The organism is Streptomyces sp. NPDC104307, assembly GCF_055584045.1.
The window spans coordinates 205517-221074 of record NZ_JBVJMU010000008.1 but is presented as its reverse complement, the minus strand read 5'-3'; the positions used below and the strand labels follow the sequence as shown (position 1 = coordinate 221074).

The window sequence follows — 15558 nt, the reverse complement described above, 5'->3', positions numbered from 1 at the left end:
TGTCCTAGGTGTTCTCACGAAGAGGGGGACACCGTTTCCGGTGTCCCCCTGTGGGCTGCTAGTCGCGGGCCGCGGTCAGATGTTCCGCGTGTTCCTGGAGCGATCGGACGCCCACGTCTCCGTGGTTGAGGGCGTCGATGCCCTGGACCGCGGCGGCGAGCGCCTGGACCGTGGTGAGGCACGGTACGGACCGGGCGACGGCCGCGGTGCGGATCTCGTAGCCGTCGAGCCGGCCGCCCGTTCCGTACGGCGTGTTGACGATGAGGTCGACCTCGCCGTCGTGGATCAGCTGGACGATGGTCTTCTCACCGTTGGGCCCCTCGCCCTCGGACTGCTTGCGGACCACGGTGGCGTTGATGCCGTTGCGCTTGAGGACCTCCGCGGTGCCGGAGGTGGCCATCAGCTCGAAGCCGTGGGCGACCAGCTCGCGGGCCGGGAAGATCATCGAGCGCTTGTCGCGGTTGGCGACGGAGATGAACGCGCGGCCCGAGGTGGGCAGCGGGCCGTACGCGCCGGCCTGCGACTTGGCGTACGCCGTGCCGAAGACCGAGTCGATGCCCATGACCTCGCCGGTGGAGCGCATCTCCGGGCCGAGGACCGTGTCGACGCCGCGGCCGCGGATGTCGCGGAAGCGCGACCACGGCATGACGGCCTCCTTGACGGAGATCGGCGCGTCCAGCGGCAGCGTGCCGCCGTCGCCGTGCTTCGGCAGCAGGCCCTCCGCGCGCAGCTCCGCGACGGTCGCGCCCAGCGAGATGCGGGCGGCGGCCTTGGCGAGCGGCACCGCGGTCGCCTTGGAGGTGAAGGGGACGGTCCGGGAGGCGCGCGGGTTGGCCTCCAGGACGTAGAGGATGTCTCCGGAGAGCGCGAACTGGATGTTGATCAGCCCGCGTACGCCGACGCCCTTGGCGATGCCCTCCGTGGAGGCGCGCAGCCGCTTGATGTCGTAGCCGCCGAGGGTGATCGGGGGCAGTGCGCAGGCGGAGTCGCCGGAGTGGATACCGGCCTCCTCGATGTGCTCCATGACGCCGCCGAGGTAGAGCTCGGTGCCGTCGTAGAGCGCGTCCACGTCGATCTCGATGGCGTCGTCGAGGAAGCGGTCGACCAGGACCGGCCGGGTGGGGCTGATCTCGGTGGACTCGGAGATGTACGAGGCGAGGCGGGTCTCGTCGTACACGATCTCCATGCCACGGCCGCCGAGCACGTACGAGGGGCGTACGAGGACGGGGTAGCCGATCTCGTCGGCGATGGCCTTGGCCCCGGCGAAGGTGGTGGCGGTGCCGTGCTTGGGGGCGGGCAGTCCGGCCTCGGCCAGGACCTGGCCGAAGGCGCCTCGGTCCTCCGCGGCGTGGATGGCCTCCGGCGGGGTGCCGACGACGGGCACGCCGTTGTCCTTGAGCGCCTGGGCGAGGCCCAGCGGGGTCTGGCCGCCGAGCTGGACGATGACGCCCGCGATCGGGCCCGCGAGGGACTCCGCGTGGACGATCTCCAGCACGTCTTCCAGCGTCAGGGGCTCGAAGTACAGGCGGTCGGAGGTGTCGTAGTCCGTGGAGACGGTCTCGGGGTTGCAGTTGACCATCACGGTCTCGTAGCCGGCGTCGCTCAGGGCGAAGGAGGCGTGGACGCAGGAGTAGTCGAACTCGATGCCCTGGCCGATGCGGTTGGGGCCGGAGCCGAGGATGATCACCGCAGGCTTGGTGCGGGGCGCGACCTCGCTCTCCTCGTCGTAGGAGGAGTAGAAGTACGGCGTCTTCGCGGCGAACTCGGCGGCGCAGGTGTCGACCGTCTTGTAGACCGGGCGGATACCGAGCGCGTGCCGGACCTCGCGGACGACGTCCTCGCGCAGACCTCGGATCCCGGCGATCTGGGCGTCGGAGAAGCCGTGCCGCTTGGCGTCGGCCAGCAGTTCGGGCAGCAGCTTGTCGGCGGCGGCCAGCTCGTCGGCGATCTCCTTGATGAGGAAGAGCTGGTCGACGAACCAGGGGTCGATCTTCGTGAACTCGAAGACCTCTTCCTGGGTGGCGCCGGCCCGGATCGCCTGCATGACGGTGTTGATGCGGCCGTCGGTCGGGCGGACCGCCTCGGCCAGCAGCTCGGCCTTGTCGCCGGGCTCACCGGTGAAGGTGAACTGCGAGCCCTTCTTCTCCAGGGAGCGCAGCGCCTTCTGCAGCGCCTCGGTGAAGTTCCGGCCGATCGCCATGGCCTCGCCCACCGACTTCATGGTGGTGGTGAGGGTGGAGTCGGCGGAGGGGAACTTCTCGAAGGCGAAGCGCGGGGCCTTGACGACGACGTAGTCGAGGGTCGGCTCGAAGGAGGCCGGGGTCTTCTCGGTGATGTCGTTGGGGATCTCGTCGAGCGTGTAGCCGACGGCCAGCTTGGCGGCGATCTTGGCGATCGGGAAGCCGGTGGCCTTCGACGCGAGCGCGGAGGAGCGGGAGACGCGCGGGTTCATCTCGATCACGATGACCCGGCCGTCGACCGGGTCGATGGCGAACTGGATGTTGCAGCCGCCGGTGTCGACGCCGACCTCGCGGATGATCGCGATGCCGATGTCGCGCAGCCGCTGGTACTCGCGGTCGGTAAGGGTCATCGACGGGGCGACGGTGATCGAGTCACCGGTGTGGACGCCCATCGGGTCGAAGTTCTCGATGGAGCAGACGACCACGACGTTGTCGTTCCGGTCGCGCATCAGCTCCAGCTCGTACTCCTTCCAGCCGAGGATGGACTCCTCCAGGAGCACCTCGGTGGTCGGGGAGAGCGTGAGGCCCTGTCCGGCGATGCGGCGCAGCTCCTCCTCGTCGTGGGCGAAGCCGGAGCCGGCGCCGCCCATGGTGAAGGAGGGGCGGACGACGACGGGGTAGCCGCCGAGCGTGTCGACGCCCTTCATGATGTCGTCCATGGAGTGGCAGATGACCGAGCGGGCGGACTCGCCGTAGCCGATCTTCGCCTTGACGGCTTCGACGACGCCCTTGAAGAGCTCGCGGTCCTCGCCCTTGTTGATGGCCTCGACGTTGGCGCCGATGAGCTCGACGCCGTACTTCTCCAGGACACCGTTCTCGTGCATGGAGATCGCGGTGTTCAGCGCGGTCTGGCCGCCCAGGGTGGGGAGCAGCGCGTCGGGGCGCTCCTTGGCGATGATCTTCTCGACGAACTCGGGGGTGATCGGCTCGACGTAGGTGGCGTCGGCGATCTCCGGGTCGGTCATGATCGTCGCCGGGTTGGAGTTCACCAGGATGACGCGCAGGCCCTCGGCCTTGAGGACGCGGCAGGCCTGGGTGCCGGAGTAGTCGAACTCGGCGGCCTGGCCGATGACGATCGGACCGGAGCCGATGACCAGGACGGACTGGATATCGGAGCGCTTAGGCACGCTGGCCCTCCATCAGGGTGACGAAACGGTCGAAGAGGTACGCGGCGTCGTGCGGGCCGGCGGCCGCCTCGGGGTGGTACTGGACGCTGAAGGCGGGCCGGTCCAGGAGCTGGAGGCCCTCGACGACCTGGTCGTTCAGGCAGACGTGGGAGACCTCGGCCCGCCCGTAGGCGGTGTCGGAGACCTTGTCGAGCGGGGCGTCGACGGCGAATCCGTGGTTGTGCGCGGTGACCTCGACCTTGCCGGTCGAGCGGTCCTGCACGGGCTGGTTGATACCGCGGTGGCCGTACTTCAGCTTGTAGGTGCCGAAGCCGAGCGCGCGGCCCAGGATCTGGTTGCCGAAGCAGATGCCGAAGAGCGGGGTCCGCCGCTCCAGGACGCCCTGCATGAGGGAGACCGGGTGGTCGGCGGTGGACGGGTCGCCGGGGCCGTTGGAGAAGAAGACGCCGTCGGGCGCGACCGCGTACACCTCCTCCAGGGTGGCGGTCGCGGGCAGGACGTGCACCTCGATGCCGCGTTCGGCCATCCGGTGCGGGGTCATGCCCTTGATGCCGAGGTCGATCGCGGCGACGGTGAACTTCTTGGTGCCGATCGCGGGGACGACGTACGTCTCCTTGGTGGCGACCTCCGCGGAGAGGTCGGCGCCGCTCATCTCGGGGGCCTGGCGCACCTTGGCGAGGAGGGTGCCCTCGTCGGCGAGCGCGTTGCCGGAGAAGATGCCGACGCGCATCGCGCCGCGCTCGCGCAGGTGGCGGGTGAGGGCGCGGGTGTCGATGCCGCTGATCCCGACGACGCCCTGGGCCGTGAGCTCCTCGTCGAGGGAGCGCTGTGAGCGCCAGTTGGACGGCTTGCGGGCGGGGTCACGTACGACGTAGCCGGAGACCCAGATGCGCTTCGACTCGGGGTCCTCGTCGTTCACCCCGGTGTTCCCGACGTGCGGGGAGGTCATCACGACGACCTGGCGGTGGTACGAGGGGTCGGTCAGCGTCTCCTGGTAGCCGGTCATGCCGGTGGAGAAAACCGCCTCGCCGAAGGTCTCCCCCACAGCCCCGTAGGCGCGGCCGCGGAAGGCGCGGCCGTCCTCCAGGACGAGTACGGCGGGAGCTTTGTCGGCTCCCCGGGTGGAGATCGTCATCGTGCGGTGCCTTCCGTAGAGCTGGTGAGGTGGTTGACGGCTTCGACCCAGGCAGGGTGTTCGGCCGAGTGGTCGGAGCGGAATCCGGAGTCGATCAGCTGGTCGCCGAGCGCCCAGGTGATGATCAGCAGCCCGCCCTCGGGGAGGACCTTGCCGGCGAGTGCCTTGTCGATGCGGGCCTCGCGCAGGTCGGCGGCGGGGACGAAGAAGTCCGCCGCGCCGGGCCGTACGACGTCGAGGCCCTGCTCGGTGAGGGTGAGTTCGACGCGGCTGCGGGTGCCGAGACCGTGGGCGACGATGCGGTCGAGCCACTGCCCGGCCGTCGTCGAGGCGTGGTAGCGCCCGGTCAGGGTGAGCAGCCGCTCGCCGTCCGCGAAGCCGTCCGGGCGGGTCGCGAGGTCCGGCAGTCCGGACTGGAGGCTGCCGCGCCACTTCCATCCCTGGCGCATCAGCCAGTAGACGAAGGCGACGAGGACGGCCAGTCCGATCACCCAGCTGATCCGGGCGGACCAGTCGGTCACCTCCGCCGACTTCTGCTCGGCGGCCAGTCGGTACAGCTGTTGGTTGGTGCTGAGTGTTGTCACGCGAGCTTCCCGTCGACGACCGTGGCACGGCCCCGCAGGAATGTGTGGGTCACTCGGCCCGGCAGCTCGCGTCCCTCGTACGGAGTGTTGCGGCTGCGGGAGGCGAAGCCCGCGGGGTCCACCGCTCCACGGTATGCCGGATCGACCAGGGTGAGGTTGGCGGGTTCGCCGGCGGCGACGGGGCGGCCGTGTCCTTCGAGGCGGCCGATGGCGGCCGGGCGCAGTGACATCCGGTCCGCGACGCCCGCCCAGTCCAGGAGCCCGGTCTCGACCATCGTCTGCTGGACGACGGAGAGCGCGGTCTCCAGGCCCACCATCCCCATGGCGGCCGCGGCCCACTCGCAGTCCTTGTCCTCGTGCGGGTGCGGGGCGTGGTCGGTGGCGACGCAGTCGATGGTGCCGTCGGCGAGCGCCTCGCGCAGGGCCATGACGTCGGCCTCTGTGCGCAGCGGCGGGTTCACCTTGTAGACCGGGTTGTAGGAGCGCACGAGCTCGTCGGTGAGGAGCAGGTGGTGCGGGGTGACCTCGGCGGTGACGTTCCAGCCCTTGGACTTGGCCCAGCGGACGATCTCGACGGATCCGGCGGTCGAGAGGTGGCAGATGTGCACCCGGGAGTCCACGTGGGCGGCGAGCAGCACATCGCGGGCGATGATCGACTCCTCCGCGACGGCCGGCCAGCCGCCGAGGCCGAGCTCGGCGGAGACGACGCCCTCGTTCATCTGGGCGCCCTCGGTCAGGCGGGGCTCCTGGGCGTGCTGTGCGACGACCCCGTCGAACGCCTTCACGTACTCCAGGGCGCGGCGCATGATCACCGCGTCGTCCACGCACTTGCCGTCGTCGGAGAAGACCTTCACTCCGGCGGCCGAATCGTGCATGGCGCCGAGTTCCGCGAGCTGCTTGCCCTCCAGGCCGACGGTGACGGCGCCGATGGGCTGCACGTCGCAGTAGCCGGACTCCTTGCCGAGCCGCCAGACCTGCTCGACGACTCCGGCGGTGTCCGCTACGGGGAAGGTGTTGGCCATGGCGTGGACGGCGGTGAAGCCGCCGACGGCCGCGGCCCTGGTGCCGGTCAGAACGGTCTCGGAGTCCTCGCGGCCGGGCTCGCGCAGGTGGGTGTGGAGGTCGACCAGTCCGGGCAGCAGGACCTGGCCCGCCGCCTCGATGACGGTGGCGCCGGCGGCGTCGAGGCCGGTGCCGAGCGCCGCGATGGTCTCGCCGTCGATCAGGATGTCCTGCGGCTCGCCGCCGAGGACCTTCGCGCCGCGAATAAGGATCTTGCTCATGGTTAGTTGTTCTCCTCGGTACGGGCGGCGGGCGACGGGTGGGACGGGGCGGCGGGTCCGGAGCCGCCCAGCAGCAGGTAGAGCACGGCCATCCGGATGGAGACGCCGTTGGCGACCTGCTCGACGACCGTGCAGCGGTCGGAGTCCGCGACCTCTGCGGTGATCTCCATGCCGCGGACCATCGGGCCGGGGTGCATGACGATGGCGTCGCCGGGCATCTTCGCCATCCGCTCGCCGTCCAGGCCGTAGCGGCGGGAGTACTCCCGCTCGGTCGGGAAGTACGCGGCGTTCATCCGCTCACGCTGCACACGCAGCATCATCACCGCGTCCGACTCCGGCAGCACCTTGTCGAGGCTGTAGCTGACGTCGCAGGGCCACTGCTCGACGCCGACCGGGACCAGGGTCGGCGGAGCCACCAGGGTGACGTGGGCGCCGAGGGTGGTCAGCAGGTGGACGTTGGAGCGGGCGACCCGGCTGTGCAGGATGTCGCCGACGATCGTGATCCGGCGGCCCGTGAGGTCCTCGCCGAGTCCGGCGTCCGCCCCGACCAGCCGGCGGCGCATCGTGAAGGCGTCCAGCAGGGCCTGGGTGGGGTGCTCGTGGGTGCCGTCTCCGGCGTTGACGACCGCACCGTCGATCCAGCCGGAGGTGGCCAGACGATAGGGGGCACCGGAGGCGCCGTGCCGGATGACGACGGCGTCGGCGCCCATCGCCTCCAGGGTCAGGGCGGTGTCCTTGAGCGACTCGCCCTTGGAGACGGACGAGCCCTTGGCGGAGAAGTTGATGACGTCGGCGGACAGCCGCTTGGCGGCCGCCTCGAAGGAGATGCGGGTGCGCGTCGAGTCCTCGAAGAAGAGGTTGACGACGGTGCGGCCGCGCAGGGTGGGGAGCTTCTTGATCGGCCGGTCCGCGACCCTGGCCATCTCCTCTGCGGTGTCGAGGATCAGGACGGCGTCGTCGCGGGTGAGGTCGGCGGCCGAGATGAGGTGACGCTTCATCTGGGTGTTCTCCGGGTGGCTGGAGGGTTCAGGCGTGCGGGCGTGCGGAAACCGCCGTACGGCACAGGTGAGCCGTACGCGAGGTGCGGTTACCGCTCGCCCGACGGGGCGGTCCGCCCGGCACCGAGCAGCACGGCGTCGCGGCCGTCCTCCTCGTCGAGCTGGACCTTGACCGTCTCCCGCAGCGACGTGGGGAGGTTCTTGCCGACGTAGTCGGCGCGGATCGGGAGTTCGCGGTGTCCGCGGTCGACGAGGACCGCGAGCTGCACCGCGCGGGGCCGGCCGATGTCGCCGAGCGCGTCGAGCGCGGCGCGGATCGTACGGCCGGAGAAGAGGACGTCGTCGACGAGGACGACCAGGCGGCCCTCGATGCCCTCGCCGGGGATCTCGGTGCGGGCCAGCGCCCGTGCCGGGTGCATCCGCAGGTCGTCGCGGTACATGGTGATGTCGAGGGAGCCGACCGGCATCTTCCGGCCGGTGATCTCTTCGAGCTTGTCGGCGAGCCGGCGGGCGAGGTAGACGCCCCGGGTCGGGATGCCGAGGAGCACCACGTCGTCGGCGCCCTTGGCGCGTTCGACGATCTCGTGGGCGATACGGGTCAGTACTCGGGCGATGTCGGGAGCCTCAAGAACGGGGCGTGCCGCATTGCCGGTGGCGTCGTGCTGTGCGTCCATAAGAAACGGACCTCCTTCTCCGCCTCACTGGACGGATCTTAAAGGACGTCGAAATTGCGTCATCCACGTTACCAGGGCTTGTGCAGGGCCCTCGACGCACCCCCGGGAGGTACCGGCCCGAACCTTTCAGCTTGACGCACCCAAGTAACGCTGCGTAACCTCACAGTGAGTTACCAGCCACGCGGCGGAGCCGCGAAATGTTCCAGCGTCCCGGGAGCCTTATGTCCAGCGAATACGCAAAGCAGCTCGGGGCCAAGCTCCGTGCCATCCGCACCCAGCAGGGCCTCTCCCTCCATGGCGTCGAGGAGAAGTCCCAGGGCCGCTGGAAGGCCGTCGTCGTGGGGTCGTACGAGCGCGGTGACCGTGCCGTGACCGTGCAGCGCCTCGCCGAGCTGGCCGACTTCTACGGTGTCCCCGTGCAGGAGCTCCTGCCCGGTACGACGCCCGGCGGCGCTGCCGAGCCGCCGCCGAAGCTCGTCCTGGACCTGGAGCGCCTCGCCCACGTCCCGCCGGAGAAGGCCGGACCGCTGCAGCGCTACGCGGCAACGATCCAGAGCCAGCGCGGTGACTACAACGGCAAGGTGCTCTCGATCCGCCAGGACGACCTGCGCACGCTCGCCGTGATCTACGACCAGTCCCCGTCCGTGCTCACGGAACAGCTGATCAGCTGGGGTGTGCTGGACGCGGACGCGCGCCGCGCCGTCGCCCACGACGAGGGCTGAGCGCCCCAGCAGAAACGTGCCGCCGGAGTGGTGGGGCCCTTTCCCGGACGCCCCGCCGCTCCGGCGTTCCTGTTTTTCCCGGCAGTCCGCCCCGCAGTCGGGCCGAGGCACGACGAAGGGCCCGCGGTCTGCTGACCGTGGGCCCTTCGTCGGCTGAGCGGCGCCGGAGGCTACTGCTCCCGGCGGAGGTTCGGCTTGAGGTCCTTGAAGCGGGCCAGCAGGCCGTTCACGAAGGACGGGGAGTCGTCGGTGGAGAACTCCTTGGCGATCTGGACCGCCTCGTCGATCACCACCGCGTCCGGTGTCGCGTCCACCCAGATCAGCTCGTACGCACCGAGCCGCAGGATGTTCCGGTCGACGACCGGCATCCGGTCGATCTCCCAGTCCACGGCGTAGGTGACGATGAGGTCGTCGATGCGGTCCGCGTATTGCGCGTACCCCTCGACGAGCTCCATCGTGTACTCGGTGACCGGCGGCTGACGGGTGTCGGACCGCGAGTGCCGCACCCAGTCCGCGAGGACCGTCTGCACGGACTCACCGCGCTGGTCGGCCTCGAAGAGGATCTGGAAGGCGCGCTTGCGGGCCGTGTTCCGGGCAGCCACGGTTAGCTGTTCACCCGGCCGAGGTAATCGCCCGAGCGGGTGTCGACCTTGATCTTCTCGCCGGTCGTGATGAAGAGCGGGACACCGATCTCGTAACCGGTCTCCAGCGTGGCGGGCTTGGTGCCGCCGGTGGAGCGGTCGCCCTGGACACCCGGGTCCGTGTGCTGGATGACGAGCTCGACGGCGGCCGGCAGCTCGACGTAGAGCACCTCGCCCTCGTGCTGCGCGACGGAGGCGGTGAAGCCCTCGATCAGGAAGTTGGCGGCGTCGCCGACGGACTTGCGGTCGACCATCAGCTGGTCGTACGTGTCCATGTCCATGAAGACGAAGTACTCGCCGTCCATGTACGAGAACTGCATGTCGCGCCGGTCAATGGTGGCCGTTTCGACCTTCACACCGGCGTTGAACGTCTTGTCGACGACCTTGCCGGAGAGCACGTTCTTGAGCTTGGTGCGCACGAAGGCGGGGCCCTTGCCGGGCTTGACGTGCTGGAACTCGACGACGGACCAGAGCTGGCCTCCGTCGAGCTTGAGCACCAGGCCGTTCTTGAGGTCGTTCGTGGAAGCCACGGTTGCGGAATCTCCTGGACTGAAGCTGGTGGAACGACCGAGGATGCGCGCTAGAGCGCGAGCAGCTCCTTGGTCGTAATGGTGAGTAGCTCGGGTCCGCCGTCCGCCTCGGGGCGCACGACGAGCGTGTCATCGATCCGGACCCCGCCCCGGCCCGGGAGGTGGACCCCCGGTTCGACGGTGACCGGCACACAAGCGTCCAGTTTACCCATGGCCGCAGGTGCCAGTTGCGGGTCCTCGTCGATTTCGAGCCCGACCCCGTGCCCGGTCCGGGTCGCAAGGCCCTCTCCGTGGCCTGCGGAGTCCAGGAGGTGGCGGGCCGCACGGTCCACGTCGCGGTAGGCGGCGCCGGGCACAAGTGCCTCCCGTCCAGCCCTCTGAGCGGCGAAAACCAGGTCGTAGAGCTCGATCTGCCAGTCGGCGGGAGCGGTGCCGATGACGAAGGTGCGGCCGATCTCGCACCGGTAGCCTCGGTAGTTCGCGCCGAGGCAGACGGAGAGGAAATCTCCTTCCTCCACCCTTCGGTCCGAGGGCCTGTGACGGCCCCGGCCGGAGTTGGGGCCGGTGGCGACGGACGTGGTGAAGGCGGGGCCGTCGGCGCCGTGGTCCACCAGCCGGCGTTCCAGTTCCAGCGCGAGGTGCCGCTCGGTGCGGCCGACCAGGATCGATTCGAGGAGTTCACCGAGCGCCTGGTCGGTGATCTCGGCGGCGATCCGCAGGCAGCCGATCTCCTCCTCGTCCTTGACGATGCGCAGCTGCTCGACGGTGACCCCGAGGTCGGCCAGCCGGAGCTTCGGGGCGACCGCGCCCATCGCCCGGTGCCGGGCCACGGTCAGATCGTGTTCCTCGACGGCCAGCGACTCCGCGCCCGCGGAGGTGGCCAGACCGGCGGCGGCGACCACCGGATCGCCGCCGGTGACCGACAGCAGGTCCACCCGGAGCTGTTCGTCGGTACGGCCGTCGGCCGGGTCACCGGTCGGCGGGCGGGGGCAGAGCAGAACGTCCTCGTCGGGGCCGAGCAGCAGCACGGCGCCCGGCGGCGCTCCCCCCGCCAGATAGCGGACATTGGCGGGGCGGGAGACCAGGGCGGCCGCGGATCCGACGGCGGCGCACCGGTCGCGGAGCAGCCCGCGTCGGACGGCGTACACCTCTGACATGCATCGAGCGTACGAGCGCGGCCCCGGGCCCGCTCGGTCAGCGCACCCGACCGGGGGCGGTGGGCCGCCGGGCCCGGCTACCAGGCCGGGGGGCTGGCTATGGAGCGGGCGAGTATGTCGTCCAGGACCCGGGCGGTGGTCTCCACGTCGTACGTGGAGTTGTCGATGATCGGCAGCCCGGAGCCGTACCAGCCGGCCATCCGGCCGTGGATGCGGGCGACCTCCTCGTCGGAGAGGCGGCGGTTGCCGCTGCGGGCGGCGTTGCGCTCCAGGACGACCTCCAGGCCCGGCAGCAGGACGACGGGCAGCAGCCCGGGGCCCACGTGGCGCTTCCAGCCGCCGAGGCCGACCACGGGGCGGTCCGGGAAGACCGCGTCATCGAGGATGCAGGAGATGCCGTTGGCCAGGAAGTTACGGGCGGCGAAGCCGCAGGTGCGGCGCGCCAGCCGGTACTGGGCCTCCGACTGGTCGTTCCACCCCGCCTGCGGGTCCGCGAAGCCCGAGCAGACCCACTCCCGGACGTCGTCGAGGCTGACGTGGGCGGTGGGGACCCGGCGGCGGCTGGCCCAGAGCTTGGCCACGGTGGTCTTTCCGGCGCCCGCGGGACCGATCAGGAGTACGGCGAGGGTCGCGGTGCCGGTCCCGGGCTCTGCGGGCGGCGCGGGCAGCGGTACGGGCCCGCCGGGCGGCAGCTGGATGTGCCCGGTGCTCTCCCGGGAGACCGGCGCCGGCGCCTGGTGCGGTGCCGGTCCGCTCCAGCCCTGGCCCTGCGCCTGCTGGGCGGGCGGGGCCTGCGGCGGCGCGGCGGGGCGGCCGGCCGGTGGCGGGGGGGCGGGGTGGCTCGACGGGGGCGGGCCCGGGGGGCCGGCCGGCGGCGGGACCGGCGGGCCGGGGTGTCCGGGGTGCTGGGCCTGCTGCGACCATCCGACAGGCCCGGTCCCGGGTCCGTGGGGCGGCGGCAGCGGTGCCCCCACTGCGTGCTGCATCCGGTGGCACTCCGTCTCGTACAGGCAACTGGCGCTGGTGGAACGGCAACCGTACAGTCCCCGGCCGCCACACAGGGAACGGCCGGGGACCGTACGAAGTGCCCCGACGGCCGAGTCGGCCACGTCGGCCGTGCGGTGCGACGTCCGTCAGTCCGTCAGTTCGTCCGCGAGGGCCCGCAGCGCGAGCCGGTAGGAGCCGATGCCGAACCCCGCCACGGTCCCGGTGGCGACCGGTGCGACCACGGAGTTGTGGCGGAATTCCTCGCGCGCGTACGGGTTCGAGATGTGCACCTCGATCAGCGGGGCGGTGCGCTGGGCGGCCGCGTCCCGCATTCCGTACGAATAGTGCGTGAAGGCGCCCGGGTTGAGAACGACCGGAATCGAACCGTCCGCGGCCTCGTGGAGCCAGCGGATCAACTCCCCCTCGTCGTTGGTCTCCCGGACGTCGACGTCGAAGCCGAGCTCCTTGCCGAGCGTGCGGCAGGCCTCGACGAGTCCGGCGTACGAGGTGGCCCCGTAGACGTCGGGCTCACGGGAGCCCAGCCGGCCGAGGTTGGGCCCGTTGAGGACGAGGACCCGTCGGGTCACGCCGACACCTCCCCGTAGGCGGCGAGCAGCACGGCCGGGTCGGGGCCCTCCAGGACGGTCGGCTTGCCGAGGCCGTCCAGGACGATGAAGCGCAGCAGGTCGCCGCGGGACTTCTTGTCGACCTTCATGTTCTCCAGCAGCTTGGGCCACTGATCGCCGCGGTAGGTGAGCGGCAGCCCGACGGACTCCAGGACGGCGCGGTGCCGGTCGGCGGTCGCGTCGTCCAGCCGCCCGGCCAGCCGGCCCAGTTCGGCGGCGAAGACCATGCCGACCGAGACGGCCGCGCCGTGCCGCCACTTGTAGCGCTCGTTCTTCTCGATCGCGTGCGCCAGGGTGTGCCCGTAGTTGAGGATCTCGCGCAGCCCGGACTCCTTGAGGTCGCTGGAGACGACCTCTGCCTTGACCCGGATGGCACGTTCGATCAGCTCGGAGGTGTGCGGTCCGGCCGGTGTCCGCGCGCCCTGCGGGTCGGCCTCGACGAGGTCGAGGATGACCGGGTCCGCGATGAAGCCGGCCTTGATGATCTCGGCCATGCCGCTGACGTAGTCGTTGACCGGCAGCGAGTCCAGGGCGGCGAGGTCGCAGAGCACTCCGGCGGGCGGGTGGAAGGCGCCTACGAGGTTCTTGCCCTCCGCGGTGTTGATGCCGGTCTTGCCGCCGACGGCCGCGTCCACCATGGCGAGCACGGTGGTGGGTACCGCGATCCAGCGCACTCCGCGCAGCCAGGTCGCGGCGACGAAGCCCGCGACGTCCGTGGTCGCGCCGCCGCCCACGCCGACGATGACGTCGGTACGGGTGAAGCCGGTCTGGCCGAGCGCCTTCCAGCAGTAGGCCGCGACCTCGACGGTCTTGGCCTCCTCCGCGTTCGGCAGCTGGATCGCGATGGCCTCGTAGCCCTGGTCCGCGAGGTCCTGGCGGACGGCCTCGCCGGTCTCCGCGAGCGCCTCGGGGTGCAGGACCGCTACGCGCTTGACGCGGTCGCCGATGAACGCGGGCAGCTCGCCCAGGAGTTGCCGGCCGATCACCACCTCGTACGGGTCGGTGCCCGCGCTGCCGGCGATCTGGATCCGGGTGGGGCCCTGCTCTGTCATCGTTGCGTTCTCCCGGCCGGACGACGGCGCGTCCGGCAGTTCCAGTGCTTCGAGGACCGCCTGGGCGACCTCTTGCGGTGTGCGCTCGTCGGTCGCGACGACCGCGCGGGCCACGTCCGTGTAGAGGTGGCGGCGGGCCTCCATGAGCTCGCGCCACTGCCGGCGCGGATTCACGGCGAGCAGCGGGCGCGCGGTGTTCAGCCCGACCCGCTTGACCGCTTCGTCGACGTCCATCGAGAGGTAGACGACGGCGTGGCCGGCCAGCAGGGCGCGGGTCGCCTCGTCGAGGACGGCGCCGCCGCCGAGCGAGAGGACACCCGTGTGCTCCGCGACCGCGTCGTGCACGGCCCGGCGCTCCAGCTCGCGGAACCGCTCCTCGCCCTCGTCGTAGAAGATCTCCGCGATCGGCTTCCCGGCCGTGGCGACGACATCCGCGTCGGTGTCCCGGTAGGTGGTGCCGAGCCGTCCGGCGAGCAGCTCACCGACGGTGGACTTGCCGACTCCCATCGGGCCGACCAGGACGATCAGCGGGGCGCTCATCGGATCTGCAGGTGGTCGAGGTACGACTGCACGTTGCGGTGGGTCTCGGCGACGCTGTCGCCGCCGAACTTCTCCGCGACCGCGTCGGCGAGCACCAGCGCGACCATCGCCTCCGCGACGATCCCGGCGGCCGGGACCGCGCAGACATCGGAGCGCTGGTGGTGGGCCTTGGCGGGCTCGCCGGTCACCACGTCCACGGTGGCCAGGGCGCGCGGGACGGTCGCGATGGGCTTCATCGCGGCGCGGACGCGCAGCAGCTCGCCGGTGGTGAGACCGCCCTCGGTGCCGCCGGAGCGGCCGGAGGCGCGCTTGATGCCGTCCTCGGTCACCAGGATCTCGTCGTGCGCCTGCGAGCCCGGCACCCGGGCCAGCTCGAAGCCGTCCCCGACCTCGACGCCCTTGATGGCCTGGATGCCCATGAGCGCGGCGGCGAGGCGGGCGTCGAGCCGGCGGTCCCAGTGCACGTGCGAGCCGAGGCCGACCGGCACTCCGTACGCCAGCACCTCGACCACACCGCCGAGGGTGTCGCCGTCCTTGTGGGCCTGGTCGATCTCCGCGACCATCTGCTTGCTCGCGTCCTCGTCGAGGCAGCGCACCGGGTCGGCGTCGAGCTTCCCGACGTCGGCCGGCGTCGGGTAGACCCCGTACGGCGCCTTGGCGGCGGCCAGCTCGACGACATGGCTGACGATCTCGATGCCGGCCGTCTCCTTGAGGTACGACCGGGCGACCGCTCCGAGGGCAACGCGCGCCGCGGTCTCCCGGGCGCTGGCGCGCTCCAGGATCGGCCGGGCCTCGTCGAAGCCGTACTTCTGCATGCCGGCGAGGTCGGCGTGGCCGGGCCGGGGGCGGGTCAGCGGGGCGTTACGGGCCTGCGCGGCCAGCACGTCGGGGTCGACCGGGTCGGCCGACATGACCTGCTCCCACTTGGGCCACTCGGTGTTGCCCACCATCACGGCGACCGGCGAGCCCATGGTCAGGCCGTGCCGGACCCCGCCCAGGAAGGTGACCTCGTCCTGCTCGAACTTCATCCGGGCGCCGCGGCCGTATCCGAGCCGTCGCCGGGCGAGCGCGTCCGCCACCATCTCCGTGGTGACCGGGACACCGGCGGGAAGACCCTCCAGCGTCGCCACCAGTGCGGGGCCGTGCGACTCCCCCGCGGTCAGCCAGCGCAACCTGCTCAACGGTGCTCCTCATGCTCGCGCCTGAAATCCGAACGGCGCGACCGGGTGCGCGGCCCTGGCCCGCCGCCCCCGATCCTCCCA

The 15558-nt window shown here is 71.1% G+C and carries 14 protein-coding genes; 1 reads left to right on the top strand and 13 read right to left on the bottom strand.

The annotated features are described in order from the left end of the window. Window positions 1–58: 58 nt before the first annotated feature. From carB to pyrR, 6 genes are all read right to left on the bottom strand, one after another. Window positions 59–3367 (bottom strand): carbamoyl-phosphate synthase large subunit, encoded by a 3309-nt coding sequence (gene carB / locus ACZ601_RS22120; protein WP_440575623.1) that lies wholly within the window; start codon window positions 3365–3367, stop codon window positions 59–61. Continuing rightward, a complete protein-coding gene (carA, locus tag ACZ601_RS22115; protein ID WP_469540457.1) occupies window positions 3360–4502 on the bottom strand; it encodes a glutamine-hydrolyzing carbamoyl-phosphate synthase small subunit in 1143 nt (380 codons plus the stop codon). The genes carB and carA overlap by 8 nt, the downstream gene beginning before the upstream one ends. Then, window positions 4499–5086 (bottom strand): PH-like domain-containing protein, encoded by a 588-nt coding sequence (locus ACZ601_RS22110; protein ID WP_440575621.1) that lies wholly within the window; start codon window positions 5084–5086, stop codon window positions 4499–4501. Before ACZ601_RS22110 ends, carA begins: the two co-directional genes overlap by 4 nt. Then, window positions 5083–6369: a dihydroorotase gene (locus tag ACZ601_RS22105; protein ID WP_469540454.1), complete on the bottom strand. Its 1287-nt coding sequence runs from the start codon at window positions 6367–6369 to the stop codon at window positions 5083–5085. Before ACZ601_RS22105 ends, ACZ601_RS22110 begins: the two co-directional genes overlap by 4 nt. A 2-nt stretch (window positions 6370–6371) precedes the next feature. Then, on the bottom strand, window positions 6372–7367 hold the full coding sequence (locus ACZ601_RS22100) for an aspartate carbamoyltransferase catalytic subunit (RefSeq protein ID WP_440575619.1): 996 nt from the start codon (window positions 7365–7367) through the stop codon (window positions 6372–6374). Window positions 7368–7456: 89 nt separating this feature from the next. After that, window positions 7457–8041: a bifunctional pyr operon transcriptional regulator/uracil phosphoribosyltransferase PyrR gene (pyrR, locus tag ACZ601_RS22095; protein ID WP_073737550.1), complete on the bottom strand. Its 585-nt coding sequence runs from the start codon at window positions 8039–8041 to the stop codon at window positions 7457–7459. Between the two features lie 221 nt (window positions 8042–8262). Between pyrR and bldD the strand changes: the two genes are divergently transcribed. Continuing rightward, window positions 8263–8763 (top strand): transcriptional regulator BldD, encoded by a 501-nt coding sequence (gene bldD, locus ACZ601_RS22090; RefSeq protein WP_014157378.1) that lies wholly within the window; start codon window positions 8263–8265, stop codon window positions 8761–8763. A 170-nt stretch (window positions 8764–8933) separates the two neighbouring features. On the opposite strand, the gene nusB is transcribed toward bldD, so the two are convergent. The 7 genes from nusB to aroC all read right to left on the bottom strand — a co-directional run bounded on the left by nusB (window position 8934) and on the right by aroC (window position 15477). Next, window positions 8934–9365 carry a transcription antitermination factor NusB gene (nusB, locus tag ACZ601_RS22085; RefSeq protein ID WP_024490948.1) on the bottom strand — a complete coding sequence of 144 codons (432 nt, stop codon included), beginning with the start codon at window positions 9363–9365 and terminating at the stop codon, window positions 8934–8936. Window positions 9366–9367: 2 nt separating this feature from the next. Beyond that, entirely contained in the window at window positions 9368–9934 is a 567-nt protein-coding gene (gene efp, locus ACZ601_RS22080) for an elongation factor P (RefSeq protein WP_024490947.1), read from the bottom strand. A gap of 50 nt (window positions 9935–9984) precedes the next feature. Next, window positions 9985–11091, bottom strand: a complete 1107-nt coding sequence (locus ACZ601_RS22075) for an aminopeptidase P family protein (RefSeq protein WP_469540449.1) — start codon at window positions 11089–11091, stop codon at window positions 9985–9987. A gap of 77 nt (window positions 11092–11168) precedes the next feature. After that, window positions 11169–12077: a Pro-rich N-terminal domain-containing protein gene (locus tag ACZ601_RS22070; RefSeq protein ID WP_469540446.1), complete on the bottom strand. Its 909-nt coding sequence runs from the start codon at window positions 12075–12077 to the stop codon at window positions 11169–11171. Between the two features lie 147 nt (window positions 12078–12224). Then, the gene (gene aroQ / locus ACZ601_RS22065; protein WP_024491791.1) at window positions 12225–12665 is read right to left on the bottom strand and encodes a type II 3-dehydroquinate dehydratase; all 441 of its coding nucleotides are present in this window, start codon (window positions 12663–12665) and stop codon (window positions 12225–12227) included. After that, entirely contained in the window at window positions 12662–14296 is a 1635-nt protein-coding gene (gene aroB / locus ACZ601_RS22060) for a 3-dehydroquinate synthase (protein WP_440575153.1), read from the bottom strand. Before aroB ends, aroQ begins: the two co-directional genes overlap by 4 nt. Further along, on the bottom strand, window positions 14293–15477 hold the full coding sequence (aroC, locus tag ACZ601_RS22055) for a chorismate synthase (RefSeq protein WP_469540442.1): 1185 nt from the start codon (window positions 15475–15477) through the stop codon (window positions 14293–14295). The genes aroB and aroC overlap by 4 nt, the downstream gene beginning before the upstream one ends. Window positions 15478–15558: the final 81 nt, after the last annotated feature.